At 65.6% G+C, this 26,723-nt stretch carries 23 protein-coding genes and 1 tRNA gene; 16 read left to right on the forward strand and 8 right to left on the reverse strand.

Annotated elements, in window-relative coordinates:
* Positions 1-203: 203 nt before the first annotated feature.
* The 4 genes from P0645_RS18855 to uvrC all read left to right on the forward strand — a co-directional run bounded on the left by P0645_RS18855 (position 204) and on the right by uvrC (position 4,142).
* A complete protein-coding gene (locus P0645_RS18855) occupies positions 204-1,007 on the forward strand; it encodes a S49 family peptidase (protein ID WP_284166095.1) in 804 nt (267 codons plus the stop codon).
* A gap of 1 nt (position 1,008) precedes the next feature.
* Positions 1,009-1,155, forward strand: a complete 147-nt coding sequence (locus tag P0645_RS18860; RefSeq protein ID WP_284166096.1) for a hypothetical protein — start codon at positions 1,009-1,011, stop codon at positions 1,153-1,155.
* Complete coding sequence (locus P0645_RS18865; protein WP_284166097.1) at positions 1,152-1,937, forward strand: SDR family oxidoreductase; 786 nt, start codon at positions 1,152-1,154, stop codon at positions 1,935-1,937. Before P0645_RS18860 ends, P0645_RS18865 begins: the two co-directional genes overlap by 4 nt.
* Before the next feature lie 342 nt (positions 1,938-2,279).
* Positions 2,280-4,142, forward strand: coding sequence for an excinuclease ABC subunit UvrC (gene uvrC, locus P0645_RS18870; RefSeq protein WP_284166098.1), 1,863 nt, complete (start codon positions 2,280-2,282; stop codon positions 4,140-4,142).
* Positions 4,143-4,506: 364 nt separating this feature from the next.
* Here uvrC and P0645_RS18875 read toward each other — a convergent pair whose 3' ends face one another.
* On the reverse strand, positions 4,507-5,265 hold the full coding sequence (locus P0645_RS18875; RefSeq protein ID WP_284166099.1) for a TSUP family transporter: 759 nt from the start codon (positions 5,263-5,265) through the stop codon (positions 4,507-4,509).
* A gap of 26 nt (positions 5,266-5,291) precedes the next feature.
* Positions 5,292-6,164: a phosphoserine phosphatase SerB gene (serB, locus tag P0645_RS18880; protein WP_284166116.1), complete on the reverse strand. Its 873-nt coding sequence runs from the start codon at positions 6,162-6,164 to the stop codon at positions 5,292-5,294.
* Between the two features lie 213 nt (positions 6,165-6,377).
* Here serB and P0645_RS18885 point away from each other — a divergent pair, with 213 nt between their 5' ends.
* The 6 genes from P0645_RS18885 to P0645_RS18910 all read left to right on the forward strand — a co-directional run bounded on the left by P0645_RS18885 (position 6,378) and on the right by P0645_RS18910 (position 12,822).
* On the forward strand, positions 6,378-7,535 hold the full coding sequence (locus P0645_RS18885) for a phosphoserine transaminase (RefSeq protein ID WP_284166100.1): 1,158 nt from the start codon (positions 6,378-6,380) through the stop codon (positions 7,533-7,535).
* A gap of 105 nt (positions 7,536-7,640) precedes the next feature.
* On the forward strand, positions 7,641-9,236 hold the full coding sequence (gene serA / locus P0645_RS18890) for a phosphoglycerate dehydrogenase (RefSeq protein ID WP_284166101.1): 1,596 nt from the start codon (positions 7,641-7,643) through the stop codon (positions 9,234-9,236).
* A gap of 105 nt (positions 9,237-9,341) precedes the next feature.
* Positions 9,342-9,938: a dimethylsulfonioproprionate lyase family protein gene (locus P0645_RS18895; protein WP_284166102.1), complete on the forward strand. Its 597-nt coding sequence runs from the start codon at positions 9,342-9,344 to the stop codon at positions 9,936-9,938.
* A gap of 89 nt (positions 9,939-10,027) precedes the next feature.
* Entirely contained in the window at positions 10,028-10,762 is a 735-nt protein-coding gene (locus P0645_RS18900) for a metallophosphoesterase (protein WP_284166103.1), read from the forward strand.
* Entirely contained in the window at positions 10,759-11,616 is an 858-nt protein-coding gene (locus tag P0645_RS18905) for a metallophosphoesterase (RefSeq protein ID WP_284166104.1), read from the forward strand. The genes P0645_RS18900 and P0645_RS18905 overlap by 4 nt, the downstream gene beginning before the upstream one ends.
* A gap of 30 nt (positions 11,617-11,646) precedes the next feature.
* Complete coding sequence (locus P0645_RS18910; RefSeq protein WP_284166105.1) at positions 11,647-12,822, forward strand: acetyl-CoA C-acyltransferase family protein; 1,176 nt, start codon at positions 11,647-11,649, stop codon at positions 12,820-12,822.
* 404 nt (positions 12,823-13,226) lie between these two features.
* Here the strand turns inward: P0645_RS18910 and P0645_RS18915 are convergent, their stop codons facing one another.
* From P0645_RS18915 to P0645_RS18935, 5 genes are all read right to left on the reverse strand, one after another.
* Positions 13,227-14,465: an MFS transporter gene (locus P0645_RS18915; protein ID WP_284166106.1), complete on the reverse strand. Its 1,239-nt coding sequence runs from the start codon at positions 14,463-14,465 to the stop codon at positions 13,227-13,229.
* A gap of 105 nt (positions 14,466-14,570) precedes the next feature.
* Positions 14,571-15,653, reverse strand: a complete 1,083-nt coding sequence (locus P0645_RS18920) for an ABC transporter ATP-binding protein (RefSeq protein WP_284166107.1) — start codon at positions 15,651-15,653, stop codon at positions 14,571-14,573.
* Positions 15,653-16,456: an ABC transporter permease gene (locus P0645_RS18925; RefSeq protein WP_284166108.1), complete on the reverse strand. Its 804-nt coding sequence runs from the start codon at positions 16,454-16,456 to the stop codon at positions 15,653-15,655. The genes P0645_RS18920 and P0645_RS18925 overlap by 1 nt, the downstream gene beginning before the upstream one ends.
* A complete protein-coding gene (locus tag P0645_RS18930; RefSeq protein WP_284166109.1) occupies positions 16,453-17,361 on the reverse strand; it encodes an ABC transporter permease in 909 nt (302 codons plus the stop codon). The genes P0645_RS18925 and P0645_RS18930 overlap by 4 nt, the downstream gene beginning before the upstream one ends.
* A gap of 15 nt (positions 17,362-17,376) precedes the next feature.
* Complete coding sequence (locus P0645_RS18935) at positions 17,377-18,501, reverse strand: ABC transporter substrate-binding protein (RefSeq protein WP_284166110.1); 1,125 nt, start codon at positions 18,499-18,501, stop codon at positions 17,377-17,379.
* Between the two features lie 160 nt (positions 18,502-18,661).
* On the opposite strand from P0645_RS18935, the gene P0645_RS18940 reads away from it, so the two are divergent.
* The 5 genes from P0645_RS18940 (at position 18,662) to kdsA (ending at position 24,983) form a co-directional block, all read left to right on the forward strand.
* Positions 18,662-20,284, forward strand: a complete 1,623-nt coding sequence (locus P0645_RS18940) for an amidohydrolase (protein WP_284166111.1) — start codon at positions 18,662-18,664, stop codon at positions 20,282-20,284.
* 134 nt (positions 20,285-20,418) lie between these two features.
* Positions 20,419-21,672 carry a Na+/H+ antiporter NhaA gene (locus P0645_RS18945; protein WP_284166112.1) on the forward strand — a complete coding sequence of 418 codons (1,254 nt, stop codon included), beginning with the start codon at positions 20,419-20,421 and terminating at the stop codon, positions 21,670-21,672.
* Between the two features lie 160 nt (positions 21,673-21,832).
* Positions 21,833-22,486 carry an ABC transporter ATP-binding protein gene (locus tag P0645_RS18950; protein ID WP_284166113.1) on the forward strand — a complete coding sequence of 218 codons (654 nt, stop codon included), beginning with the start codon at positions 21,833-21,835 and terminating at the stop codon, positions 22,484-22,486.
* The gene (locus P0645_RS18955; RefSeq protein ID WP_284166114.1) at positions 22,470-24,131 is read left to right on the forward strand and encodes a KpsE/RkpR family capsule polysaccharide export protein; all 1,662 of its coding nucleotides are present in this window, start codon (positions 22,470-22,472) and stop codon (positions 24,129-24,131) included. The genes P0645_RS18950 and P0645_RS18955 overlap by 17 nt, the downstream gene beginning before the upstream one ends.
* Positions 24,132-24,149: 18 nt before the next feature.
* Positions 24,150-24,983: a 3-deoxy-8-phosphooctulonate synthase gene (gene kdsA, locus P0645_RS18960; RefSeq protein WP_284166117.1), complete on the forward strand. Its 834-nt coding sequence runs from the start codon at positions 24,150-24,152 to the stop codon at positions 24,981-24,983.
* A gap of 104 nt (positions 24,984-25,087) precedes the next feature.
* Here kdsA and P0645_RS18965 read toward each other — a convergent pair whose 3' ends face one another.
* A complete protein-coding gene (locus tag P0645_RS18965) occupies positions 25,088-26,263 on the reverse strand; it encodes a BaiN/RdsA family NAD(P)/FAD-dependent oxidoreductase (RefSeq protein WP_284166115.1) in 1,176 nt (391 codons plus the stop codon).
* A gap of 99 nt (positions 26,264-26,362) precedes the next feature.
* Between P0645_RS18965 and P0645_RS18970 the strand changes: the two genes are divergently transcribed.
* A tRNA-Gln gene (locus P0645_RS18970) sits at positions 26,363-26,437 on the forward strand.
* The last annotated feature ends 286 nt before the right edge of the window (positions 26,438-26,723 follow it).

The following is a 26,723-nucleotide window of genomic DNA, read 5'->3' on the forward strand; positions in this document are numbered from 1 at the left end:
GCCCTCCAAAGAATCCATATCACCCCTCACCGCCAGAGATATTTCTCAAATGCGATTCCCCTGTCAGCCCCCCTCACCCCCCGAGAGTATTTCGGCAAAGAAGAAGATATCGTCTTCTTCTTTGTCCAAATACTTCAGGGAGCGCGAGGGACAGCGTCCCTCGCATCCTTGCCCCGGGGCCGCATCCGGCCTACATCTCGCCCATGCGCCGTTTCATCCCCTTCGTGAAATCCCCGCCGACCGTCGCGGTCATCCGCCTGCAGGGCGCCATCTCGGCCGGTAGCCGCATGGGCGGCGGGCTGAATGATGCAGCCCTTGCACCGGTGATCGAGAGGGCCTTCCGCAAGGGCAAGCCGCGTGCCGTGGCGCTGGTGATCAACTCGCCCGGCGGCTCGCCGGTGCAATCGTCGCTGATCGCCGCGCGCATCCGCCGTCTGGCGGAAGAAAGGAAGATCCCCGTCCACGCCTTTGTCGAGGATGTGGCGGCCTCGGGCGGCTATTGGCTCGCCTGCGCGGCCGACGACATCTGGGTCGATCCTTCGTCGGTGGTGGGGTCCATCGGCGTGATCTCGGCAAGTTTCGGCTTCCCCGAATTTCTGAAGCATCACGGGATCGAACGCCGCGTGCATACGGCGGGCGCATCGAAGAGCTTCCTCGACCCGTTCCGCCCCGAGAGGCCTGAGGACGTGGACAGGCTGCGCCGGGTGCTGGAACCGATCCATGAGGGCTTCAAGGACCATGTGCGCGCGTGCCGCGGGGCGCGGCTGGCCGCCGACCGCGATCTTTTCACCGGCGATATCTGGGTGGGTGCGCAGGCAGTGGAGGTGGGCCTCGCCGACGGGACCGGCCATCTGGTGCCGAAGCTGAAGGCGCTTTACGGCGACAAGGTCAGGCTCGTGCCGCATGGGGTGAAGAAGCCGTTCCTGCAGCGCTTTTCCGGTCGTCTCCTGAGCGGGATGGTCGAAGAGATCGAGGAGCGGGCCCTCTGGGCGCGCTACGGGCTCTGACATGCTGTCGAAGGTCGTCGTCCTTTTCCTGATCGGCATGGCGGTTCTGGCGATGTGGGGCCGGTTCTCTGCACAGCGACGCATCGGCCGCTATTGCGCCCATTGCGGCAGGCCCCATCCTTGCGGCTGCCCGAAGGGGCAGGCATGAAGCGCGCGCTTGTCACCGGGGCGGCCCGGCGCCTTGGCCGCGAGATGGCGCTTTATCTCGCAGGGCGCGGATTTGATGTGGCAATCCATTATGCGACGTCGGCTGACGCGGCCGAGGCGGCGGCCGGGGCGGCGCGCGCCTTCGGTGTCCGCGCGGTGGCGCTGCAAGCTGATTTGCTGAAGGAAGATCAGACCGATGCACTCGTCGCGCGCGCGGCGGAGGCGCTGGGCGGTCCGCTCACCGTGCTGGTGAACAATGCCTCGACCTTCGATTACGACAATATCCGCACTGCCAGCCGCCAAAGCTGGGACCGCAATATCGGCAGCAACCTGCGCGCGCCTTTCGTTCTGACCCAGCATTTCGCCGCGCAATGCCCCAGGGCCGACCGCAGCGTGGACGGCGCGCTTGCCCGGGGACTTGTCGTCAACATGCTGGATCAGCGGGTGCGGAAGCTGACGCCGGAATTCATGACCTACACGATCGCCAAGATGGGTCTTTGGGCTTTCACGCAGACGGCGGCGCGGGCGCTGGCGCCGGATATAAGGGTCAATGCCATCGGCCCCGGTTCGACGCTGAAGGGCGAGCATCAAAGCGAGGCGCAGTTCGATCTGCAGCGCGCCGCCTCGCCGCTGGAACGTGGCGCCAATGCCGCCGATATCACTGCGGCGCTCGGGTATTTCCTCGATGCGCCCGCCGTCACCGGGCAGCTTCTGTGCGTCGATGGCGGCCAGCATCTCGCCTGGAAAACCCCCGATATCATTGGCCATTCAGCGCCCGGCTGAGCTGGCCCAAGGGCGGTTTAGGGCCTTCCTCAGCGGCAGGTTGCGTTAACTTTTCCACTTTCGACCAATCGGTCACAAAGGCGTTACAAATCTGCCAATATTTTCAGGACCTTACCGGATATCGCAAAAAATATCGTTTAGAATCAATTCACTGCGAAACCGCCTAATTTTTAGGCAAAACAAGGAACCCGCCCCGATTCAACGAAAATTTCCCGCGCGCCAATTCTTTTCACCAGACTTATCCACATATTCCGTGGACAGGTTTTCACTTGCGTAGGCGCGAATAAGATTGCAGCGCTTGAGGAGAATCGGCGCCTGTTTTCAGCCACCCGTCGGAAGGCCATGACCAAGAGCGACAAGCCCCGGACCGGACATGCGGTCATCCAGTCCTACCTGCGGCTTCTGTCGGGCCAGCCGGGTGTCTACCGCATGCTCGATGCCGAGGCGCGGGTGCTTTATGTCGGCAAGGCGCGGAACCTCAAGGCCCGCGTTTCGAACTATGCGCGGCCGGGCGGCCACAGCGCCCGCATCGCGCGGATGATCGACCAGACCGCCTCGATGATGTTCCTGACGACGCGGACGGAAACCGAGGCGCTGCTGCTTGAACAGAACCTGATCAAGCAGCTGAAGCCACATTTCAATGTGCTCCTGCGCGATGACAAGTCGTTCCCGAATATCCTCGTCAGCCGCGAAAGCGCCTTTCCGCAGATCAAGAAACACCGCGGGGCAAAGACCGAGAAGGGTGATTATTACGGCCCGTTTGCCAGCGCCATGGCGGTGAACCGGACACTGAACCAGCTGCAGAAGGTCTTTCTTTTGCGCAATTGCTCGGATGCGATGTTCGCCTCGCGCACCCGGCCGTGCCTCCTCTATCAGATCAAGCGCTGTTCGGCGCCCTGTACCGGGCTGATCTCCGAGGCCGATTATGGCGCGCTGGTGGGTGATGCCGAACGTTTCCTGCAGGGGCGGACGACGGCGGTGCAGGAAAAGCTGGCCGCCGACATGGCGGCGGCGGCGGAGGCGATGGAATATGAACGCGCGGCGGCGCTGCGCGACCGGATCAGGGCGCTGACGCAGGTCCAGCAGGCGCAAGGCATCAATCCGCGCGGCGTGACCGAGGCCGACGTGATCGCGCTGCATATGGATGGCGGGCAGGCCTGCGTTCAGGTCTTCTTCATCCGCGCCAATCAGAGCTGGGGCAACCGCGACTTCTACCCCAGGACCGGGGCGGGCGCGGGCGAGGCGGAGGTGCTGGAGGCCTTCCTTGGCCAGTTCTACGATAACAAGGAACCGCCGCGCCTGATCCTTCTGTCGCATCCGATCGAGGACGCGGACCTGATGGTCCAGCTTCTGTCAGACCGGGCGGGGCGCAAGGTTGAACTTGCCGTTCCGCAGCGGGGCGAGAAGGCGGAACTGGTGGAAAACGCCGCCCGCAACGCCCGCGAAAGCCTTGGCCGCAAGATGAGCGAGACGGCGGCGCAGTCGAAACTGCTGGAGGCCTTGGCCGAAGCCTTCGATCTGGAGGCCCCCCCGCAACGGATTGAGATCTATGACAATTCCCATATCCAGGGCACGAATGCCGTGGGCGGCATGGTGGTCGCGGGGCCGGAGGGGTTCGTCAAAAGCCAGTACCGCAAGTTCAATATCCGGTCGGAGGCGGGGGCGAACAGCGACGATTTCGGCATGATGAAGGAGGTGCTGACCCGGCGGTTCGAGCGGCTGCTGAAGGAAGACCCCGACCGGCAGTCGGACGCCTGGCCCGACCTTCTTCTGATCGACGGCGGCGCGGGGCAGGTCTCGGCGGTGGCGGGGATACTCGAGGATCTCGGCATCGAGGACGTGCCCTTCATCGGCGTGGCCAAGGGCATCGACCGCGATCTGGGGAAGGAGGAGTTCCACCGCCCGGGCGAGAGACCCTTCGCGCTGCCGCACAATTCGCCGGTTCTCTATTTCATTCAACGACTTAGGGACGAGGCGCACCGCTGGGCCATTGGCGCCCATCGGGCCAAACGCGCCAAGGCGGTGGGGGCGACCCCCTTGGACGACATCCCCGGTATCGGCGCCGCCCGCAAGCGGGCGCTGCTTGCCCATTTCGGCTCGGCCAAGGCGGTCAGCCGGGCGGGACTGGCCGATCTGAAGGCGGTCGAAGGCATATCGGAGACGATGGCGCAGACTGTCTATGATTTCTTCCATGCGGGGGGCTGAGGGGCGGCCTCGGCGCCGCTCCCGGCGTCTGGCATCCGTCCTGCATCCGTCCCGACAGCGTATGGCGTCCGTCCCGACACTTGTCCCGACAGATCGCGGCTTCAGCGGCGCTTCGGCCAGGCCAAACCACATCGATCCCGTTCTTCTCATGCAGCGGAACGCTCATGGCTTGCAGATGTCGAAGTACTCTTACCCGATACCAGGCTTGAGCTTCTGGAGCAGTATTTCGAAGACGCGGGGGATGGGGCGCTCTTGCTTGCGGACGGGTGCTTGCGGCTCCTGCTTTGGCGAAATGAGAGCATCCCCCCGCATAGTCGGCGCCGCCTTGCATCATTCGGCCCGCGCCCCGGGGCAAAGCTGTGGATCACAGCATCTGCCAGATGAGCCTCAGCGCCATCGCCGTCGAGGTCACGACCAGAAGCGGCTTGATCAGCCCCGCCCCGTTTCGCATCGCCAGATGCGCGCCGACCTGCGCGCCCGCGATCTGGGCGAGGCCCATGGCGAGGCCCAGCTTCCAGAGTGGCGCGCCGAGAAGCGCAAAGGCGGCGAGAGAGCCGACATTCGAGGCGAAGTTCAGAAGCTTGGTATGCGCCGTGCCCTTCAGCACGCCGTAGCCCGCCAGAAGCACGAACCCGATCATGAAGAACGATCCGGTCCCCGGGCCGACCAGCCCGTCATAAAGCGCGATCAGCGGCACGAAGAACGCGGTGAAGAGGGCGGGCGACAGCCGCCGGTGGCGGTCGGCATCGCTCAGACCCGGCTTCAGCGCGAAGAAGGCCGCGACCCCGATCAGGATCACCGGCAGGATCAGCCGGAAGGCCTCGGTCGGGATATACGGGACAAGGCGGGAGCCCACGAAGGCGGCGGCAAAAGAGAGAAGCGCAGGCAGCAGTTGCGCACGCAGATCGACATGGCCCTTGCGCGCATAGGCAAGCGCCGCCGTCCCCGCCCCGAAGGCGCCCTGCACCTTGTTCGTCGCCAGTGCCTGCACCGGCGGGATACCGGCCAGCATGAGCGCGGGCACCGTGATCAGCCCCCCGCCCCCGGCGATCGAATCGATCAGTCCGGCGAAGAAGGCCGCCACCAGAAGAAGAAGCGCGATCGTCAGCGTGACTTCGAACATGATCTCTCCAGCCCCCGGGGCGCGCGTCAGGCGAACTCGGCCGCCGCATAGCCCTGAATGTAGAGAAGCGCCGTCAGGTCGCCGTGGTTGATGCGGATATCGCATTCGGCCGCGACCGAGGGCTTGGCATGCAACGCCACGCCCGAGCCCGCTATCCCCAGCATGCCAAGGTCATTGGCCCCGTCGCCGACCGCGATGACATCGTCCGGTGTCAGGCCGAGGCGCGCGGAAATCTCGTGCAAGGCCTCAACCTTCGCCTCGCGCCCCAGGATCGGCCGCGCGACGTCGCCGGTCAGACGGCCGCCGTCCTCCAGCAGCACATTCGCCCGGTTCTCGTCGAACCCAAGATGCGCCGCGACCGGGCCGGTGAAGGCGGTGAAGCCGCCCGACACCAGCGCCGCATAGCCGCCATCGCGCTTCATCGTCGCGATCAGCGTGGCGCCGCCGGGCGTGTAGGTGATCCGTTCCGCCAGGACCTCCGCTATGACCGATGTGGGCAGGCCCTTCATCAGCCCGACCCGCTCGATCAGCGCTTCGTCGAAGTTCAGCTCGCCATTCATCGCCCGCGCGGTGATCGCCGCGATCCGTTCGCCGAACCCGGCCTTGGCGCCGAGTTCATCGATACATTCCTGACCGATCATGGTCGAATCCATGTCGGCAAGCAGCATCTTCTTCCGCCGTCCTTCGGTTCGTTGCACCACGAGGTCGATGCCGATGCCCTGCAGCCCTTCCCAGACCTGCCAGCGGTTGTCGGGGACCAGCGGAAGGGCAAATTCGGCCGCAACGCCGGGGTTGAGCCAGACGGCATGCCCGCCGCCCCAGGCGTCCCGCAACGATTCCACGGTCGTCCGATCAAGGTCGGCGCGGGCGGGGCTGGCAAGAAGCGTGGCGGTGAACATGCGCATTCCAAGCTGATCGTTCCGCGAGCGGTAAAGCATGACGTCAGGGTAGATGCCAGCGCCGATCCGCACCCGGACAATCTGAACATGTCGCTTTCCGCATCCCAAGCGGCGGAATGCGACAAAAATCCGCTTGTGTCCGTCCCTGACCCCAAGTAAGCGTGGCGGCGGGACACCCTTCCCCAACGAAGGGCATATATCTGGAAGGATACCATGACGGACCTGACGAAACCGGCTGTACGCCCGGTCAACGCGCGCTTCTCCTCTGGCCCCTGTGCCAAGATCCCCGGCTTTTCCCTCGACATGCTTGCAGACGCGCCCCTTGGCCGCTCGCATCGCGCTGCCGTCGGCAAGGCCAAGCTGAAAGAAGCCATCGATCTGACCCGCGAGGTGCTTGAGGTGCCCGCGGGCTACCGCATCGGCATCGTTCCCGCCTCTGACACCGGGGCCGTGGAAATGGCGCTCTGGTCGCTTCTCGGCCCGCGCGGCGTCGAGGTCCTGGCCTGGGAAAGCTTCGGCGAGGGCTGGGCAACCGATATCGTCAAGCAGCTGAAACTGGACGCGACGGTCAGGAAGGCCGATTATGGCCGGATCGTCGATTTCGCCACCGTCGATTTCGACCGCGACGTGGTCTTCACCTGGAACGGCACGACCAGCGGAGTACGGGTGCCGAATGGCGACGCGATCCCTTCAGACCGCAAGGGCCTGACGATCTGCGACGCGACGTCTGCCGCCTTCGCGATGGAGCTGCCTTTCGACAAGCTCGATGTCGTGACCTTCAGCTGGCAGAAGGTGCTGGGGGGCGAGGGCGCGCATGGCATGCTGATCCTCTCACCCCGCGCGGTCGAACGGCTGGAAAGCCATACGCCTGCCTGGCCGATGCCGAAGATTTTCCGGCTGACCAAGGGCGGCAAGCTGATCGAGGGGATTTTCGAGGGCGAGACGATCAATACGCCGTCGATGCTGGCGGTCGAGGATTATCTCGTCACGCTGAAATGGGCCAAGGGCCTTGGCGGTCTGAAGGCGCTGGTCGCGCGCTGCGAGGCAAATGCGCGCGCGGTGCGGAGCTTCATCGCCGGCAAGGACTGGATCGCCGATCTGGCCGAGGATCCGGCGACGGGCTCGACCACCTCGGTCTGCCTGAAGTTCACCGACCCGCGCATCAAGGATGGTGCAGCCTTCGCCAAGGCGGTCGCGAAACGGCTGGAAAAGGAAGGCGTGGCGCTGGACGTCGGCGCCTATCGCGACGCGCCCGCCGGTCTGCGCATCTGGTGCGGGGCGACGGTCGAGACCGCGGATGTCGCCACCCTGATGCCCTGGATCGAATGGGCCTACCGGGCCGAAATCTTGGCGCAGACGGTACCGGCCTGAGCCCCCCGCCCCGGACTTGATCCGGGGCCTCCCCCTAGCCAAAGCCGAGGTCCCGGATCAAGTCCGGGACGGGCAACTCGAAACATCCTCATGAAGGAGCCCAGAATGGCACCCAGAGTTCTCGTTTCCGACAAGCTTTCCGAGACCGCCGTCCAGATCTTCCGCGACCGGGGGGTCGAGGTCGATTACCTGCCCGACCTCGGCAAGGACAAGGAAAAGCTCCTCGAAATCATCGGCCAGTATGACGGCCTCGCCATCCGCTCGGCCACCAAGGTCAGCGACAAGGTTCTGGCCGCCGCCGCCAACCTGAAGGTGATCGGACGCGCCGGGATCGGCGTTGACAATGTCGATATCCCTGCCGCCTCGAAACGCGGCGTGATCGTGATGAACACGCCCTTCGGCAATTCGGTGACGACTGCCGAACATGCCATTGCCATGATGTTCGCCATCGCGCGCGACCTGCCCGAGGCCTCGGTTTCGACCAAGACCGGCAAGTGGGAAAAGAGCCGTTTCATGGGGGTGGAGCTGTTCAACAAGACGCTCGGCGTCATCGGGGCGGGCAATATCGGCGCCATCGTCTGCGACCGAGCGCTTGGCCTGCACATGAAGGTCGTGGCCTATGACCCGTTCCTGTCGGAGGAGCGCGCCAAGCAGATCGGCGTGACCAAAGTGGAATTGGACGAGCTGCTGGCGCGCGCCGATTTCATCACGCTTCATGTCCCCCTGACCGACAAGACCCGCAACATCCTCAGCCGCGAAGCGCTCGCCAAGACAAAGAAGGGTGTCCGCATCATCAACTGCGCGCGGGGCGGCCTGATCGACGAGGCGGCGCTCTATGACGCGCTGACGTCGGGCCATGTCGCAGGCGCGGCTCTGGATGTGTTCGAGACGGAACCCGCCACCGAAAGCCCGCTTTTCGCCCTGCCGAACGTGGTCTGCACCCCGCATCTCGGCGCCTCCACGACCGAGGCGCAGGAAAACGTCGCCCTGCAGGTGGCCGAGCAGATGTCGGACTATCTGCTGACCGGCGCGGTGCAGAACGCGCTCAACATGCCGTCGGTCACCGCCGAGGAAGCGGCTGTCATGGGCCCGTGGATCAAGCTTGCGGGTCATCTCGGCGCCTTCGCGGGCCAGCTGACGGAAGAGCCGATCAAGGCAATCAACGTGCTGTACGACGGCACGGTCAGCCACATGAACCTCGCGGCCCTGAACTGCGCGGCGATCGCGGGGATCATGAAAGTGACGAACCCCGACGTGAACCTCGTCTCGGCGCCGGTCATCGCCAAGGAACGCGGCGTGCAGATCGCCACCACCCGGCAGGAGAAGGGCGGGGTCTTCGACGGCTACATGAAGCTGACGGTCGTGACCGACAAGCGCGAACGCTCCATCGCGGGCACGGTCTTTTCCGACGGCAAGCCGCGCTTCATCCAGATCAAGGGCATCAATATCGATGCCGAGATCGGGGCGCACATGCTTTACACCACGAACGAGGACGTGCCCGGCATCATCGGCACGCTTGGCCAGACGCTGGGCGATGCGGGTATGAACATCGCGAACTTCACCTTGGGCCGCGCGGCGCAGGGCGGCGATGCGATAGCACTTCTTTATCTCGACGAGGCCCCGAAGGAGGGCGTGCTGAAAGCACTCTCCGCCACCGGCAAGTTCAGCCAGATCCGGCCGCTGGTGTTCGACGTCGCCTGAACCGCGCCTGACGCGCCGAATGCGACCGGCAATGTCGCATCCCGCAGAGCGGCGCGACGAAAGCGGGGCAAAAGTCCGGGTCGATCCATCGGCCCGGACCGCATCATGACCAACGACCAGCGTCTCGACACTTTGCGCGCGGCGATTGCGGATCTCTACCGCGAGGAGGGGCGCGCAGAGGCAATAGCCACTGCAGAGGCGCTGCTCGCGGGTCGGCTCGCCGCCGAACCGCAACGGCCCTGCCCGCTCGACATGCTGATCCGGCGGACGGCTTCCACCTCTGACCTGCCCGCCGCCAGGGCGGTCCTCGCCGCGCAGGACTTGATCCCCTGGGGTACCAATCCGGTCGCCGACCGGATGAGCGGGGAAGTCGCCGCAAGCTATGCCGTAAGCGAACTGCTTGGCCCTGACGGACCGATCCGCGCGCCGGACCTGCGCCTCGGCCTCTTCTATCAGCGGCCCGGCTGCTACTATGCGCTTCACCATCACGACGCGGACGAGACGTACGTGATCCTCGCCGGCTGCGCCGACTGGACGGCGGGAGAGGATCGCCGCCCCCGCGGGCCGGGCGAGATGATCCATCATCCAAGCCTCATGCCGCATGCCTTCCGCACCGGACCGGAGGGCCTGCTGGCGCTCTGGCGCTGGAGCGGTGATATCAACACCCATTCCTACGGGTTTCTGCCCGATCCGGACGCGTGATCGCACGGCCATTTGTCAGCCCTCCGATTGCATCCCCGCGCCGCGCCCCGTAGGGTCCGCGCGACCTGTCCTGCAAGGCAACGATTCACATGCTCACCTACGCCATCGGCGACATTCACGGCCATCTGGGCCCGCTGCAGGACCTGCATGGACTGATCGAGAAGGACCGCGCGGCGCATGGCCCGGCAGAGGCGCCGGTCGTTCATGTCGGCGATCTGGTGGACCGGGGACCCGACAGCAAGGGCGTGATCGGCTTTCTGATCGCGGGCCGGGCGCGCGGGGCCAACTGGATCGTGCTGCGCGGCAATCACGACCGGATGTTCCGGGGTTTCCTCGATGATGCCGACTATCAGGACCCGCGGCTTCGGACCGATCTTTACTGGCTGCACGAACGGCTCGGCGGGGCCGCGACGCTTGCCTCCTACGGGGTGAAGGGCGCGGGCGAGCGGTTTCTGCATGACCTGCAGGCGGATGCGCGCGCGGCGGTTCCGGCGGCGCATCTGGCCTTCCTGGACGGGCTGCAGAACTACCATCTGCACGGCACGAGCCTTTTCGTGCATGCGGGCGTGCGGCCGGGTGTTGACCTGCGGTATCAGACCGAGGACGATCTTCTGTGGATCCGCAACGATTTCCTGAAGGATGAGCGCGACCATGGCGCGCTGATCGTCCATGGCCATACGCCGGTCGATCGCGTGATCCACTACGGCAACCGGCTGAACCTCGATACCGGCGCGGGCTATGGCGATCCGATGAGTGCGGTCGTGATCGACGGAAGAGCTGTATTCCAGCTCACCCCGCGCGGACGGGTGCGGATCGCGCCGTGACCGGCGCGGGTGCGCAAGACGCGCGCTTCGCGCGCTGGCGGCCCATTACCATCGGGGCGCGCCCCCGTCTGGTCCGCCATCATGTCGCGGATGCGCGCTGGACGCTTGCGCCGCTGTCCATAGCGGTGGTCGCCGATCCGCATGTCTGCGCGCCATGGGTCACTGTCCCGGCACTGGAGCGGATCGTCGCACAGGTGAACGGGCTCGGCGCGGATCTCGTTCTGTTGGCCGGCGATTTCATCGCCGCGCGGCAGTTGCCGGGGCGGCGGATCGCGGCGGCCGATTTCATGGCCGCTCTCGCGGCCCTCCGCGCGCCGCTCGGCCGCTTCGCGGTGATGGGCAATCACGACTGGCGCGACTGCGCGCTGTCGCGCGCCACGCGGTTTCAACGCAATTCGGTGATCGAGGCGCTGGCGGCCCATGATATCCCGCTTCTGAGGAACGAGTCGGTCGCCCTGCCCCATGGCGATGGCCGATTCCGGCTTGTCGGTCTCGACAGCCAGCGCCCGCTGGCCCGCAATCCGCAACCGGGTTTCCACCGGCCCGAGGAGGCGTTCGAAAATGTCGAGCCGGACCTGCCCGCGATCCTTCTTGCCCATGAGCCGGACTATTTCGCCGAAGGCGATGCCCGCGCCTTCCTGCAGATCTCGGGCCATACTCATGGCGGGCAGGCGAACCTCTTCGGCTGGCGGCCGATGACGCCGTCGCGCTATGGCGGGCGCTACGGCTGGGGCCATGTGCGCGAAAGCGGGCGGCATCTGATCGTTTCCGGCGGGATCGGCTATTCCGGTCTGCCGCTACGTCTTTTCCAGCCGCCAGAGATTACGCTTATCACCGTCAGCGGCAGCGCCTAACCTTCCTGCCGACACGGCAAGGAGGGTCCCATGACGGATATCGTGATTCTGGGCGGCGCGCGCACCGCGATCGGCACATTCGGCGGCGCGCTCTCGGGCATGGGGCCGATCGACATCGGCACGGTCGCGGCCAGGGCGGCGCTGGAGCGGTCGGGCGTCGCGGCGGACCGCATCGGGACGGTCGTGATGGGCCATGTGATCAACACCGAGCCGCGCGACATGTATCTGAGCCGCGTGATAGCGATGAATGCGGGCGTGCCCGACGGGACGCCCGCGATGAACGTGAACCGGCTTTGTGGCTCCGGCGTGCAGGCCATCGTCTCGGCCGCACAGGCCTTGATGCTGGGAGACGCCGATTTCGCGCTCGCGGGCGGGGCGGAATGCATGAGCCGCTCGCCCTACGCTTTGCAGGCCGCGCGCTGGGGCCAGAAGATGGGCGATGCGAAGGCGGTCGACATGATGACCGGCGCGCTGACCTGCCCGTTCGGCACCGGCCATATGGGCGTGACGGCGGAGAATGTAGCGCGGGAACACGGGATCAGCCGCGCGGCACAGGACGCGTTCGCGCTGGAAAGCCAGGCGCGGGCGGCGAAGGCGATCGCCGAGGGGCGATTTGCGAGGGAGATCGCGCCGGTCGAGATATCCTCGCGCAAGGGGCCGGTGATCTTCGATCGCGACGAGCATCCCAAGGCCACGAGCCTGGAGGCCCTGGCCGGGCTGAAGGCGGTCTTCCAGAAGGACGGCACGGTCACGGCGGGCAATGCGAGCGGCATCAATGATGGTGCGGGCGCGGTCGTGCTGGCGCGGGCCGAGGCGGCGCAGGCGGCAGGCCTGACGCCGCGCGCGCGGATCGTCGCTCATGCGGTCGCGGGCGTGCGGCCCGAGGTGATGGGGATCGGCCCGGTGCCTGCCGTCCGCGCCCTTCTGGCGCGGACCGGGATGAAAGTTTCGGATTTCGACGTGATCGAATCGAACGAGGCCTTCGCCGCGCAGGCGCTGGCCGTGTCGAAGGAGCTTCATCTCGATCCGGCGAAGGTGAACCCCAATGGCGGCGCCATCGCGCTTGGCCATCCGGTGGGGGCGACCGGGGCGATCATCACGGTGAAGGCGATGCATGAGCTGGAGCGGACGGGCGGGCGCTTCGGCCTGATCACCATGTGCATCGGCGGCGGGCAGGGCATCGCGCTTGCCATCGAGCGGCTTTGACCGGTCGGCCGTGATCCGGTTGCGGCCGCGCCTTCGGGCGCGGCCAAGATATCTCTCGCGGCGCGGGCCTGGGCCCGCGCCACTCGGGGTTGCCTCCGGCGGGGATATTTTCGGAACGAAAGAGGCGGGGTAGGCAGGGTGACGGCGATGGCCGCGGCGGGCGGGCATCGGGCAGGGTCCGCGTTGCGGGCGGGTGCGCAGGCAGAGTGGTCCGGATAGGCGAAAGACTGCAGTGCGAAGGCTTGTCAGGGCCTGATCGCCCCGGGCGTCACCGTCGTCCCGGACGGATGGCGCGGCCATGACGGGTCGGGCGATGGGGGCCGGGACCGCCACAGGCGCATCAGGGGCGCGACCTCGCAGCATGCGAGTGGCGCCGGCGTCCGGTGCTGTGCCCCATGGGCCGGTCAGGCCGGAACCGCCGCTGGCCGGTTTTCCCGGATCGGCAGATGGATCAGCGCCGAAAAGGCCCCGACCGCAACGCCGATCCACCAGACGACGGTATAGCTGCCATAGGCATCATACATCCGCCCGCCGAGCCAGACGCCGAGGAAGCCGCCAAGCTGATGGCTGAAGAACACGATCCCGTAGAGCGTGCCCATATAGCGCAGCCCGTAGATATGGGCGACGAGGCCCGAGGTCAGCGGCACGGTCGCGAGCCAGAGCGCCCCCATGGCGACCGAGAAGAGCGCGACCGACAGGGGCGTGATCGGCAGCATGATGAAAAGCGCCGCCACCACCGTGCGGGCCGCATAGATGCCGGACAGGAGATACTTCTTCGTATAGGTCTTGCCGAGCCAGCCCGCCGTGATCGATCCGACGATGTTGGCCAAGCCAATCAGTGAAATCGCGATGGCCCCCAGCCGCGCCGTCGAATTGATGCCGATGCCCGCCAGCATCCCCGACGGGTCGATCGCGGCGCACATCTCGGTCACCAGCGCGGGGAAATGCGCGGTGATGAAGGCAAGCTGATAGCCGCAGGAGAAGAAGCCAAGAAAGATGAACGTGTAGGACGGGTCGCGGAAGGCTTTCAGGAGCACTTCGCCCATGCTTTCCTCCAGCTCTGCCCGGCTCGCCCGATCAGGCGCGCGCATCATCGGCAGGACGGCGAGGATGGCGAGGATCGCCACGGCGAAGATCACGAAGACCGTCTGCCAGGGGAAATGGTCAAGGAGCGTCGAGGCGATGGGCGCGCCGATCACCTGCCCGGCGGAACCGGCGGCCGTGGTGATGCCGAGGGCGATGGAACGGTTTTCCGCGCTCGCCGCGCGGCCCACGACGGCGAGGATCACGCCGAACCCGGTTCCGGCGATGCCGAAACCTACAAGGAATTCCAGAAGCTGATGCTGGCCCGGCGTCACCGCAAGGGACGACAGCACCAGCCCGACAGCATAGAAGAGCGCCCCGGCGATGATGGCGCGGCGGTCGCCGAACCGTTCGGCCAGCGCACCGAAGATCGGCTGGCCTATCCCCCAGGCGAGGTTCTGGATGGCGATCGCCAGCGAGAAATCCGCCCGCGCCCAGCCGAATTCGGCGGCGATCGGTATCTGGAAGACGCCAAAGCTCGCGCGGATCGCGAAGCCCACCATGATGATGAGGCATCCGGCGATGAGGACCGGCGTGATGAGGGGCGCGCGCGTCTGCATGGTCTTCTCCTGTCGGCACGCGAGCCTTGCGCCGCCGCCGTGGCAAGGTCAAATCGGAAATTGTGACGCAGACAATTCCGCGTGAACATGAGGCCGTGCGTGTGTTTAGCGGTGCAGCACCAGCGCGTCGGTCTCGCTCCAGGACAGCCAAACCTCGGTCCCGGCAGCGGCAGTCGCACGCTCGCTGTTCGAGCGATAGACCGCGACCGGCGCCGCCAGGCCGTCGACCGCCACCAGAAAATGGCTGCGGTCCCCGAGGTAGGAGAGCGAGGCGACCCGGCCCGCGACGCGGTTCGGCCCGGTCGTGCCGGACGCGGACAGTTCGATCTTTTCCGGCCGCACCGCGATGAGGATCGCCTCGCCGGGTGCCACCGGCCGGTCGGGCGATCTGCCGACCAGAGTGCCAAGGGCGCCGCCATCGGCGATCACCTGCCCGCCGTCCATCCGCTGCACCGTGGCGGGAAAGAGGTTCATTGTGCCGACAAACTCTGCCACTTCCAGGCAGTTCGGCCGCTCGTACAGCCCCTCGGGCGTGTCGATCTGCAGGACCCGCCCCCCCGACATGACCGCGATCCGGTCCGACAGGGTCAGCGCCTCCTCCTGGTCATGGGTCACGAAGACGAAGGTGATGCCGACGGTGCGCTGCAGGCTGCGCAGTTCCTGCTGCATCTCCTCGCGCAGCTTCTTGTCGAGTGCAGACAGCGGTTCGTCCAGCAACAGAACCTTCGGACGACAGACGAGCGCGCGCGCGAGCGCCACGCGCTGACGCTGCCCACCGGACAGCTGATGGGCGCTGCGGTCATCCAGACCCGTCAGCTTCACCAGTTCGATCGCCTCGTCGGTGCGGGCCCGCGCCTCGGCTTTCGTGAGATTCTGGTAGACGAGCCCATAGCCGATGTTCTCGCGCACCGTCAGATGGGGAAAGATCGCATAGCTTTGAAAGACCATGTTGGTCGGCCGCCGGTTGGCGGGTACACCGGCCATCGGCTTGCCGTCGATCATCAACTGCCCGTGCGTCGGCTGTTCGATGCCCGCAAGGATGCGAAGAAGCGTCGTCTTGCCGCAGCCGGAGGCGCCCAGAAGCGAGAAGAATTCGCCGCGCTGAATGTCAAAACGGATGTCGTTCAGCGCGGTGAAACTGCCAAAGCTCTTCTGCACCCCGTCGATGCGGATGATCGGATCGTCCATCAGATATCTCCGGGATTGTCGGACGCCACGCCGCGCTTGCGGACGACTTCGGCCAGGATCACCAGCACGGCCGATCCCACGAGGATGAGCGAGCCGAGAGCGAGCGTGCCCGGCAGGCGGTTCGGGAAGCGCAGCTGCGAGAAGAGGAAGACCGGCAGCGTATTGTCGGTGCCGGTCAGGAAGAAGGATATGACGAATTCGTCGAAGGAGATGATGAAGCACAGAAGCAGGCTGGAGATGACGCCGGGCGCGGCCAAAGGCAGCGTCACCCGGCGGAAGGTGCTCCACCCGCCCGCTCCCAGATCGCGCGAGGCTTCTTCGAGGCTCTTGTCGAACCCTTCTAGCCGCGACATGAGGACGGTCATGCCGAACGGGATGCACAGCATCAGATGGCCCGCCGCGACGGTCCAGAGCGAGAGCGGCAGGCCAAGCAATCTGAGCACCACGATCAGCAGCCCGACGGCCAGCACGATGGACGGCACGACCAGGGGCAGCATCATGAACGACAGGATCGCGCCACCGGCGGGCACGCGGTAGCGCGTCAGGGCAAGCGCCGCGGGCAGCGCCAGCGCGGTCGCCGTCACCGACACGCCAAGCCCGACGATCAGCGAATTCTTCAGCGCGGTCATCATCGAGGTGTTTCGCGCCATCTCGCCATAGTGGCGCAGCGTGAAACCCTTCAGCGGGAAGGTCGCGAAATTCCCGTCATTGAGCGAAAAGAGCGGCATGAGAAGCATCGGTCCGTAAAGGAACAGCACGAACAGCACCGCATAGAGGAGAAGCGGATCGAAGCGCCGGGTCATCCGATCCTCCGCCGGATGCGGCGATAGCCGATGAGCCAGAGGAAGAGCCCGACCAAGGCCGCGATGATCAGCATCATCACGATGGAGATCGCCGCGCCCAGGGGCGCATTGTCCTGCCTGAGGAACAGCTGCTGGACGAGGCTGCCGATCATCGTGCCGCCCGGCCCGCCCACAAGCGTCGGTGTCACATAATCCCCGACCGTTGGGATGAAGACGAGCAGCGTCGCGGCGATCGTCCCGGGCATCGACAAAGGCAGCGTGATGCGGCGAAAGCGTTTCCAGCGGCTGTCGCCGAGGTCGGAGGCGGCTTCCAGAAGCGTCCGGTCGATCTTTTCAAGGCTCACATAGATCGGCAAGACGGAGAAGGCGATCCAGCTGTGGGCGAGCGTGATCATCACCGCCAGCGGATTGTAGAGCAGGAATTCGAGCGGTTCCTTTATGAGCCCGAGCCACTGGAGCCCCGAGTTGATCGCGCCATTGAAGCCAAGAACGATCTTCCAGGAAAAGACCCGAAGCAGATAGCTCGTCCAGAAGGGGATGGTCAGCAGGATCATCCACATCGCCTTGTAGCGGGTGACGCGGAAAGCCAGGAAATAGGCCATCGGCCAGGCGACGCCGATCACGCAGATGGTCGCGACCAGCGACATCGCGAGCGACTTCACCATCAGGACCGCAGGCACCGGATAGGCGAGCGGAAAGCGGATGCCGTACCAGACGGTGCCCTCGCCCGGCTCGACCAGTCGGGCGTAGTTTGCAAGGGTGAAGGTCCGGTCGATCTCGAACCCGGACTGGGTCCAGAAGGACATGACGATCAGCGCCACGACCGGCGCCAGAAGCGTCGCCGCCATCACCAGAAAGGCCGGTGACAGCAGCGACAGACCCGTGCGTGCGGAAGCTGAAGACATGGCGCGCTGCCGCGCTTACATCTTCAGCGCCTTTATGTCGCCCCAGACCCGGTTGTGTTCGACCTGTACCTCGTCGGTCGGCGTGCGGAAGAGGATGGAAGAGCCCATCATCGCCTCGGGGTCGGTAATGCCCATCGCGGCCACCTCCGCCGGGTCGGCCACTTCAAAGCTCTTCATGTTGGCATGGCCGTAGCCGGAGGATTCGATCAGGTATTTGCCGGTCTCGGGGCTGAGCCAGGCATCGATGAAATCATAAGCCAGCGCCGGATCGGCCTTGCCGGAATTCAGCATGGTCAGCCCGCAGAACCAGGTGAACATGCCTTCCTTTGGCTTGGCATATTCGACCGGAATGCCCTCGGCCTTGAGGTTCTTCACCAGATCGTTCCAGGCATAGGCCGCGACGATCTCGCCCGAGGCCATCGCCTGCTGTACCTCGGACGGGTCATTCCAGAGGAAGCGGCTGACGTTCACCGCCTTCGCGCCCCAGGTCTTTGCCGCTTCTTCAAGTGCCGCGCCCGAAAGTTTGTAGGCCTCGTCATAAGGCATGCCGCCCACCATGGCACCGATCTGGAAGGCGACTTCGTTGTCGAGCATCGATACCTTGCCCGCATAGGCCTCGTCATAGAAGATCGCCCAGGTCGGGTCGGCGACAAAGGCCGGATCGATCAGGTCGCTGCGATAGGCGATCGAGGAATTGCCCCAGTCCGCCGGGGCCATCACCACCTTGCCGTCCTGCACCACGCCCTCGGCGGTCTGCAGCGCCGGGAAGACATCTGCCCAGTTCGACAGTTTCGACGTGTCGATCTCGGTCACCAGCCCCGCATTCACGAACCGGCTGACGGAATAGTTGCAGGGGTGCATGACATCGGCGGCGAATCCGGCACGGACCTTCGCGAGCGCCTCCTCCTCACCGCTGAAGATCGAGAAATCGGGCAGCGCGCCATGCTTGGACACATAGGCGCCGACATATTCTTCGGCGTCATAGCCGCCCCATTCAAGGCAGGTCAGCGGGCCGCCCTGCGCCCGCGCCAGACGCGGCAGGGCGATCAGCCCGACCCCGAACGCCCCCGCCGATTGCAGCATGTCCCGGCGCGATAGCTTGCCCTGCGCCATACGGTCGATGAACTTGACGCGTTGCATTGGATGCCCCTGCGATGATTGAGAATGCGGGATGATCGCACGGGTTTTTCGTTTCGAGAAGGGAATTTATGGCCAACCTCCGGTTGCGGAGATTCCACTTGCCAGCCGGTGGCAAGCGGCGCCAGTCTGACACCCTGCCCTCCTGCGAAAGGCGCCCGCCATGCTACCGGCCGACCTGATCCTGATCAATGCCCGCATCATGACGATGGATGGGGCCGTCCCCCGGGCTGAGGCCCTGGCGGTGCGGAACGGGCGCATCCTGGCCCTCGGCTCGGCGGCTGACATGCGCGCCCTGGCAAGCGGGGCCACCCGCGTGATCGACGCAGGCGGGCGGCTGGTGCTGCCCGGGTTTCAGGACACGCATATCCATCTTCAGGACAGCGGGCAGGACTATAGTCAGAATGCCGACCTGACCGACGCACGCACGCCCGATGACATCGTCTCGACCCTTGCTGCCTTCGCGAAGACCCATGCGAGAGCATGGGTGAACGGCACCGGCTGGTATTCCGGTATCTTCCATACCGGCAATCTGGACCGGCATCTGCTTGACCGCGCCGTGCCCGACCGGCCCTGCCTGATCGTCGCCTCCGACGGCCATAATGCGTGCCTCAACAGCCTTGGCTGTCAGGCGGTCGGCCTGACGTCCGCAACGCCCGACCCGCAGAACGGCAGTTTCGTACGTGACGCGGATGGCGAGCCCACCGGCATGCTTTACGAAAACGCCATCATGTGGGCCGAGGCGCGGATGCCGCGCCCGTCGGATGCCGATTTCGCCGAGGGGGTGAAATGGGCGCAGGCCCTTGCCCACCGGAACGGCATCACAGGGGTGCTGGACGCAAGGGTCGAGGAGCGGCATGTGCGCGTCTACCGCGCGCTTGAGGCGGCGGGCGAGCTGACGCTTCGGGTCGCGGCGACGGCATTGGTCAACGCGTTCGACACGACAGACGGCGCGGTGGAGCGGCTGACCGGCTTTCGTGCCAGTGCAGGTGGTGAGCGGTTCAAGGTTCATTCGGCGAAGTTCTTCCTCGACGGGGTGATCGAGAACCGGACGGCGGCGATGATCGCGCCCTATTCGGACGCCGAGGGCGGCAATGCCCCCCTGATGTTCACCCCCGGCCAGATCAACGAGATGTTTACCGCCCTCGATGCGGCGCGGTTCCAGATTCATGTCCACGCGATCGGCGATCTGGCGGTCCGCGCGGCGCTCGACGGATGCGAGGCGGCGCGGCGGGTGAACGGCGACTGGCCGTCGCTGCACCAGATCGCCCATATCCAGTTCATCGACCCAGCCGACATACCGCGTTTCCACAAGCTCGGGGTGATGGCGAATGTCCAGCCGCTCTGGGCGCGCAGCGAGCCGTCGGTGACAGATGTCGCCGTGCCGATGGTCGGCAACGACCGGAGCCGCTGGATCTATGCCTTCCGGTCGCTCCTCGACGCCGGTGCCGCGATGGCGCTTTCGAGCGACTGGGGCGTTTCGACCCTCAATCCGTTCCAGATCATCGAAACCGCCGTGACGCGTCAGCCGCCGGTCGCCGAGGGCAAGGTTCCGCCCTTCCTGCCGGAGGAGCGCATCACCCGGGCAGAGGCGATCGCCGGTTACACGACCGGCGCGGCGGCAGCGGCCTGGCGCAGCGCCGACACCGGCACGCTCTCGCCCGGCAAATGCGCCGATCTGATCATCCTCGACCGCGATATCCTGACCTGCCCGGCCCATGACATCGGCGACACGCAGGTGGTGGCCACGCTTGTGGACGGAGAGGTGGTGCATGGCGCGGTCTGAAGCCGTGCTTGCCTGACGGAGCGCCCGTTGCGCGCAGGCCACCCTTGCGGCAGACAGACTGAGGCGCAGCCGGGCGCGGTTGTCGGGGGGCACCCTTTCCCCTAAAGCTCCGGGAAGTAGACGAGGGAGGCCCCATGTATCGCGTCTGGAACTACATCTCGACCTATTCGCTTCTCTTGATCGCCGGTGCGCTGCTTGCGCTGGTCTGGGCCAATCTCGATCCGCACAGCTATCACGCGCTGGTCCATTACGTGCTGATCGACGATTTCCTGATCGGCGAGGCCGAGCCGGAGGGCGGGTCGGTCCGGCGGGTGCTGACGCTGCATTTCCTGGTGAACGACGTGCTGATGGCGCTCTTCTTCGCCATCGCGGCCAAGGAAGTGTGGGAGGCGGTGATCCTCGAAGAGGGCAGCCTGCGCGGACGCAAGGCCGTAACCCCGCTCATTGCCACGGCAGGCGGCATGGTCGGACCGGTCGCAGTCTATCTGATGCTCGCCGCAGCGCTCGGGGTCTTCGACGCGGTCAGCCGCGGCTGGGCGATCCCCACGGCCACCGACATCGCCTTTTCCTACCTCGTCGGCCGCATGGTCTTCGGCGCGGGCCATCCCGCGATCCGTTTCCTCCTGCTGCTGGCGATCGCCGACGATGCGGGCGGGCTGATCATCCTGGCGGTCTTCTACCCGACTGCGGAGCTTGCGCCCGCATGGCTTCTGCTGTCGATTGGCGCCTCGGTTGCGGTCTTTTTCCTCTTCAACTGGCTGCCCCGGCATCTCGACCGAGGCAATCAGTTGCGCCCCCGCTCGACCTGGGTGCGCAAACGGCTGAGCTTCTGGCCCTATGCGATCGCGGGCGCGCTGAGCTGGTATGGCTTCCAGGAAGCGGGCATCCACCCGGCGCTTGGCCTTCTGCCGGTCATCCCGGCGATCCCGCATGCCGACCGCGCCTTCGGCATCTTTGCAGAGGCGGAGCAATATCTGACCGACCTTCTGAACCGCATGGAACATGCTCTGAAAGTGCCGGTCGAGATCGTGCTTTTCTTCTTCGGCCTTCTGAACGCGGGCGTCGAGTTCAGCGCGATATCGGAGCCGACCTGGCTTGTCCTTCTCGGGCTTCTCATCGGCAAGCCGGTGGGCATCTTCCTTTTCGGCTGGCTTGCCGTGCGGGTTCTTCGGCTGGGCCTGCCCGATGGCATGGGGATGCGGGAACTGTTCGTGGTGGGTTGCGTGGCCGCCATCGGCTTTACCGTGGCGCTGTTCGTGGCGACGGTGGCCTTCCCGGCGGGCGCGGTGCAGGATGCAGCGAAGATGGGCGCGCTTTTCTCTTTCGGTGCGGCGGCGATTTCCATTCTGGCCGGGCGGCTCATGCGCATCGAAAAGATCGCCGAATGACCGTGCGGCGGCCGGACGAGACAGCGGGCGCAATCGCGCACCTTTCCCCTGCCCTTCCGTTGCCTCGGCCCCGGCCTTGCCATCATAATGCCCGCAAAAGGCTGTATCGCCTCGTTAACCAGCCTGCGTTACAAGGGAATCGGGCGGCTCCCGGGAAAAGATGCTAGAGTTTGTGAATGTTTCGAAGTCCTTCTGGACCGGCCAGCGACGCAAGGTCATCCTCGACCAGGCGTCGTTCAAGGTCGAGCTTGGCAATTCGCTTGGCATCCTCGCGGCGAACGGAACCGGCAAGACGACGATCGTCAGCATGATGGCGGGGCTTGAAAAGCCTGACGAAGGTTATGTGCGAAAGACCTGCCGCGTCTCGTTCCCGCTGGGCTTCATGGGGGGCGTGGCGAACGGCCACAGCGCACGGGAAAACGCGCGCTACATCGCGGGCCTTTACGGGCTCGACCCCGATTATGTCGAGGCTTTCTGCCGCTGGGTCTGCGGGCTTGAGGAATATTTCGACATGCCGTTGTCGACCTATTCGGCGGGCATGAAATCGCGTTTCACCTTCTCGCTTCTGCTCGCGCTCGAGTTTGACATATATCTGATCGATGAGGGCATGCCCTCGACCGCCGACGTGGAGTTCAACCACAAGGCCGGATCCATCCTGAAGGAGCGGCTGGAAAAGGCGACGGTGATCGTCGTGTCGCACCAGGTCTCGACACTCGAACGGTTCTGCCGGTCGGGCGCGGTCTTGAAGGACGGGCGGCTGACCTTCTATGAGACGCTCGAAGAAGCGAGATGGCATTATGAACAACCCGCCTAAGGCCACACGCTTTCGCGTCAGGCGCGTCGAGGCACCGCCCGCACCCGCGCCTGCACCCGCGCCTGCACCCGCGCCTGCGGGCGCGTCGCAGACCGACTTGCCCTTTGCGCCGGCGCCCGAAGATGACGGCTTCGGCGGCCTCAAGCTTCGGGGGGGGGCATCGGCGCCTGCATCGCCCGCCGACACAGACGCGGCCCTTGCCGCCATTCGCACCGAAGGGCTGAGCGCGCGCCAGTTGCGCCTTGCGCGCAGGATAGCGCTGCGCCATGGAATCGACGCGACAAGCGACGAGGAAGCGGTGTTCCTCTTGCGCCGCAAGGGGATCGACCCGTTCCAGCGCGAGAATATTCTGGGTCTGGTCGAGGAAAGCGCCGAACCGCCGGCACCTGCGGCACCGGCGGCACCTGCGGCAGGGTCTGCGCTGGAAAAGCCGGGCGGCAAGGCCCTGGTGCCTGCCGGCCCGACGAACCTGCCTTCGACGCAAGTCCTGAGCGAGAACGACCGCGCCCGCGCCATCATCGACATGCAGCGCGACATCGTGCGGCGGCGGCGGCGCAACTTCACGCTCCTGATGATGCGGCTTGCCTTCTTCGTCTTCTTGCCGACCTTCTTCGCGGGCTGGTACTTCTACAAGCTCGCGACCCCCTTCTATGCCACGAAATCCGAATTCCAGATCCAGCAGTCCGAGGGCGCGGGGGGCATCGGCAGCAGCTTTCTCAAGGGAACGACCTTCGCCAATTCCCAGGATGCGATCGCGGTGCAGGGCTATCTGCAGTCCCGCGAGGCGATGCTGCGACTCGATGAAAGCCTTGGCTACAAGGATCACTTCTCGCAGGATTTCGTCGACCCGCTGCAACGGTTGGAGCCGGGCGCAACGAACGAGGCCGCCTACAAGCTCTACAAGCGCAATGTGAAGATCGCCTACGACCCGACCGAGGGCATCGTGAAGATGGAGGTCTCGGCCGTCGACCCGGCAACCAGCCAGAAATTCTCCGAGGCGCTCCTGACATTCGCCGAGGAGCAGGTCGACAACCTTACGCACCGCGTCCGCGAAGACCAGATGAAGGGCGCTCGCGACAGCTATGCCGATGCCGAGATGAAGGTGAAGGACGCCGAACAGAAGGTGCTCGACCTGCAGACGAAGCTCGGCGTCCTTGACCCGAAGGCAGAGACCGGGCTCGTGATGGGCCAGGTCGCGGAGCTTGAGGGGCAGCTGCGGCTGAAGGAGCTGGAACTGAGCCAGCTTCTCGACAATGCCAAACCCAATCAGGCGCGTGTCGACGGGGTGAAGGGCGACATTACGCGTATTCAGGGCCAGATCGACAGTCTGCGCGCCTCGATGACGCAGGATGAGAACAGCACGCTGTCGCTTGCGCAGATCACCGGCCAGCTTCGCATCGCAGAGACCGAATTGCAGACCCGGCAGCTGATGCTGTCCAAGGCGCTGGAACAGCAGGAAGCGGCACGGATTGAAGCCAACCGGCAGGTCCGCTATCTGTCTGTGAGCGTGGCGCCCGTCGCCCCGGACGAGCCGACCTATCCGCGCGCGTTCGAGGATACGGCGCTGGCGTTCCTGGTCTTCGCGGGCATCTATCTGATGATGTCGCTGACCGCCTCGATCCTGCGGGAGCAGGTGACCGCCTGAGGAGCTGGCATGACGGCAATGAAAGACGTGTCCTTCGGCACTGTGACCGTGGGCAACGACCGGCCCCTGACGCTGATCGGTGGGCCCTGCCATCTGGAAAGTCTCGATCACGCGCTGATGATCGCCGGGACATTGAAAGAGGCCTGCGCCAGGGCGGGCGCGCAATATGTGTTCAAGGCGAGTTACGACAAGGCCAACCGCACGTCGCTGAAGGGCGGGCGGGGGCCGGGGATCGATGCCGGGCTGAAGATCCTTGCCGAGGTCCGGGCGCGGACCGGCGTGCCGGTCCTGACCGACATTCACGGCGTCGAACAGGCGCGGGCGGCGGCCGAGGTTGTCGATGTGATCCAGATCCCCGCCTTCCTCTGCCGCCAGACCGACCTTCTGGTCGCGGCGGGTGAAACGGGCGCCGTGGTCAACATCAAGAAAGGCCAGTTCCTGGCGCCCTGGGACATGGAGAATGTCGCCGCAAAGGTCGCCTCGACCGGCAACGAGCGCATCCTGCTGACCGAGCGTGGCGCTTCGTTCGGCTATAATACGCTGGTCGCGGACATGCGGTCGCTGCCGACGATGGCCAAAACGGGTTATCCGGTGATCATGGATGCCACCCATTCCGTGCAGCAGCCGGGCGGGCTTGGCGGCTCGACCGGCGGCCAGCGCGAATTCGCCCCCGCCATGGCGCGCGCCGCCGTCAGCCTTGGCATCGCCGGGGTCTTCATCGAGACGCACGAGGAACCGTCACGCTCGCTCTCGGACGGGCCGAACATGGTCTATCTGAAGGACATGCCACGCCTGATCGAACTGCTCATGCAGATCGACCGCATCGCGAAAGCCGATCCGATCCGGGTCTGACGCAAGCGCCCGGCCGGCCGCTCATCGGCCCCTTCGGTCCCTCTTCGCTGGGTTCCCCGGCGAGGAGAGCGCGGTCGCGCTCGACGCGCCGCCCGGTCCGGCGATCAAACCGCCTGACCCGCCGCCCAGCCCGATGACCAGGCCCACTGGAAATTGTAGCCGCCGAGCCAGCCGGTGACATCCACCACCTCGCCGATGAAATGCAGCCCAGGAACCGACCGCGCCTCCATCGTGCGGGCGTCGAGCGCGCGCGTGTCCACCCCGCCCAGCGTCACTTCGGCGGTGCGGTAGCCCTCGCTGCCAAGGGGCCTGACCGTCCAGCGGTTCACCGCCGCGCCGATCCGGTCGAGCACCGCATTCGACTGGTCCGCAAGACGCCCGTCGACCCCGAGCGCGCCGAGAACGGTGTCCGCCAGCCGCCCCGGCAGATGGGCCGACAGGGCCCGCGCGACCGGCAGCTTGCCGCCCGCGCCACGCGCCGCCTTCAGCGCCGCCGCAATATCGGCGGCCGGGCTGAGATTCACCTCGATCCCGTCGCCCTCGCGCCAGTAGGAGGAAATCTGCAGGATCGACGGGCCGGACAGACCGCGATGGGTGAACAGGAACCCCTCGGCAAAGCCTACTTTGCCCCGGCTGACCCGGGCGCTGACCGAGACGCCCGAGAGATGTTTCCAGGCGGCAAGATCGGCCTCGCCGAACGTCAGCGGCACCAGCGCCGGACGTGTTTCCGTCACCGCCAGCCCGAACCGGCGCGCGATATCATACCCCAGACCCGTCGCCCCCATCTTGGGGATCGACTTTCCGCCCGTCGCCACGACCAGCCGGTCGGCCACCACCGGACCGCGCCCCGTCGCCAGCAGAAACGCGCCCGGGCGGGAAATGTCCGTCACCTGCGTGCCGATCCACAGTTCGGCCCCCGCCTCGGCCATCTGGCCGGTCAGCATATCGACGATCTGGCGGGCGCTGCCATCGCAGAAGAGCTGGCCGAGTGTCTTCTCATGCCAAGCGATCCCCGCCCGATCGACGCGTGCGATGAAGTCCTGCGGGCCGAACCGGCTGAGGGCGGAAAGCGCGAAACGCGGATTTTGCGACAGGAACCGATCCGGCGCGATGGAGAGATTGGTGAAATTGCACCGCCCCCCGCCCGAGATGCGAATCTTCTCGCCCGGCGCCTGCGCATGGTCGATCACCAGCACCCGGCGCCCGCGCCGCGCGGCCTCGACCGCGCAGATCATGCCCGCCGCGCCCGCACCCAAGATGGCAACATCAACCCGCTTCATCGCCCCGCGATACAGGCGCACCCCGCCGACATCAATCGAAAGAAAGCCGCGTTTAGCTCTTGCAGCGCCGCGCTTGCTTGGCTATTTACCCGCCCGAGTTGGGGCGTCGCCAAGTGGTAAGGCATCGGTTTTTGGTACCGACATACCTAGGTTCGAATCCTAGCGCCCCAGCCAGCCACTCCTCCTGACAGAGACGTCTGACGGTTGACGCCGTAATAGTCCGGGGTTTCCGGGGCTTTGCCACGTTCATCGGCGGACCGGAGACCGCAAACGGGGACGATCATCAGGCATTTGCAGCGCGAGTCTCAAAGTCAAGTTTTGCGGTCTGGAGTTTGCCCTGACCTGCCACTGAACTTTCACCCAGCCGGAACCGGAGTCCTTTGGGTTGATACGCCGGTCGGCGCTGGTGGAGCAACCAACAGATGCGCGGAGCTTTCAGGTTGCGCAGCGCGGCTGTTGG

This window comes from Frigidibacter sp. SD6-1, assembly GCF_030143255.1.
Classification (GTDB): domain Bacteria; phylum Pseudomonadota; class Alphaproteobacteria; order Rhodobacterales; family Rhodobacteraceae; genus TMP-24.

Bases quoted from the DNA above. Each gene is read 5' to 3' on its own strand.
- P0645_RS18855 (WP_284166095.1), top strand. From the start codon at position 204: ATGCGCCGTTTCATCCCCTTCGTGAAATCCCCGCCGACCGTCGCGGTC.
- P0645_RS18860 (WP_284166096.1), top strand. From the start codon at position 1,009: ATGCTGTCGAAGGTCGTCGTCCTTTTCCTGATCGGCATGGCGGTTCTG.
- P0645_RS18865 (WP_284166097.1), top strand. From the start codon at position 1,152: ATGAAGCGCGCGCTTGTCACCGGGGCGGCCCGGCGCCTTGGCCGCGAG.
- uvrC (WP_284166098.1), top strand. From the start codon at position 2,280: ATGACCAAGAGCGACAAGCCCCGGACCGGACATGCGGTCATCCAGTCC.
- P0645_RS18875 (WP_284166099.1), bottom strand. From the start codon at position 5,265: ATGTTCGAAGTCACGCTGACGATCGCGCTTCTTCTTCTGGTGGCGGCC.
- serB (WP_284166116.1), bottom strand. From the start codon at position 6,164: ATGTTCACCGCCACGCTTCTTGCCAGCCCCGCCCGCGCCGACCTTGAT.
- P0645_RS18885 (WP_284166100.1), top strand. From the start codon at position 6,378: ATGACGGACCTGACGAAACCGGCTGTACGCCCGGTCAACGCGCGCTTC.
- serA (WP_284166101.1), top strand. From the start codon at position 7,641: ATGGCACCCAGAGTTCTCGTTTCCGACAAGCTTTCCGAGACCGCCGTC.
- P0645_RS18895 (WP_284166102.1), top strand. From the start codon at position 9,342: ATGACCAACGACCAGCGTCTCGACACTTTGCGCGCGGCGATTGCGGAT.
- P0645_RS18900 (WP_284166103.1), top strand. From the start codon at position 10,028: ATGCTCACCTACGCCATCGGCGACATTCACGGCCATCTGGGCCCGCTG.
- P0645_RS18910 (WP_284166105.1), top strand. From the start codon at position 11,647: ATGACGGATATCGTGATTCTGGGCGGCGCGCGCACCGCGATCGGCACA.
- P0645_RS18915 (WP_284166106.1), bottom strand. From the start codon at position 14,465: ATGCAGACGCGCGCGCCCCTCATCACGCCGGTCCTCATCGCCGGATGC.
- P0645_RS18920 (WP_284166107.1), bottom strand. From the start codon at position 15,653: ATGGACGATCCGATCATCCGCATCGACGGGGTGCAGAAGAGCTTTGGC.
- P0645_RS18925 (WP_284166108.1), bottom strand. From the start codon at position 16,456: ATGACCCGGCGCTTCGATCCGCTTCTCCTCTATGCGGTGCTGTTCGTG.
- P0645_RS18930 (WP_284166109.1), bottom strand. From the start codon at position 17,361: ATGTCTTCAGCTTCCGCACGCACGGGTCTGTCGCTGCTGTCACCGGCC.
- P0645_RS18935 (WP_284166110.1), bottom strand. From the start codon at position 18,501: ATGCAACGCGTCAAGTTCATCGACCGTATGGCGCAGGGCAAGCTATCG.
- P0645_RS18940 (WP_284166111.1), top strand. From the start codon at position 18,662: ATGCTACCGGCCGACCTGATCCTGATCAATGCCCGCATCATGACGATG.
- P0645_RS18945 (WP_284166112.1), top strand. From the start codon at position 20,419: ATGTATCGCGTCTGGAACTACATCTCGACCTATTCGCTTCTCTTGATC.
- P0645_RS18950 (WP_284166113.1), top strand. From the start codon at position 21,833: ATGCTAGAGTTTGTGAATGTTTCGAAGTCCTTCTGGACCGGCCAGCGA.
- P0645_RS18955 (WP_284166114.1), top strand. From the start codon at position 22,470: ATGAACAACCCGCCTAAGGCCACACGCTTTCGCGTCAGGCGCGTCGAG.
- kdsA (WP_284166117.1), top strand. From the start codon at position 24,150: ATGAAAGACGTGTCCTTCGGCACTGTGACCGTGGGCAACGACCGGCCC.
- P0645_RS18965 (WP_284166115.1), bottom strand. From the start codon at position 26,263: ATGAAGCGGGTTGATGTTGCCATCTTGGGTGCGGGCGCGGCGGGCATG.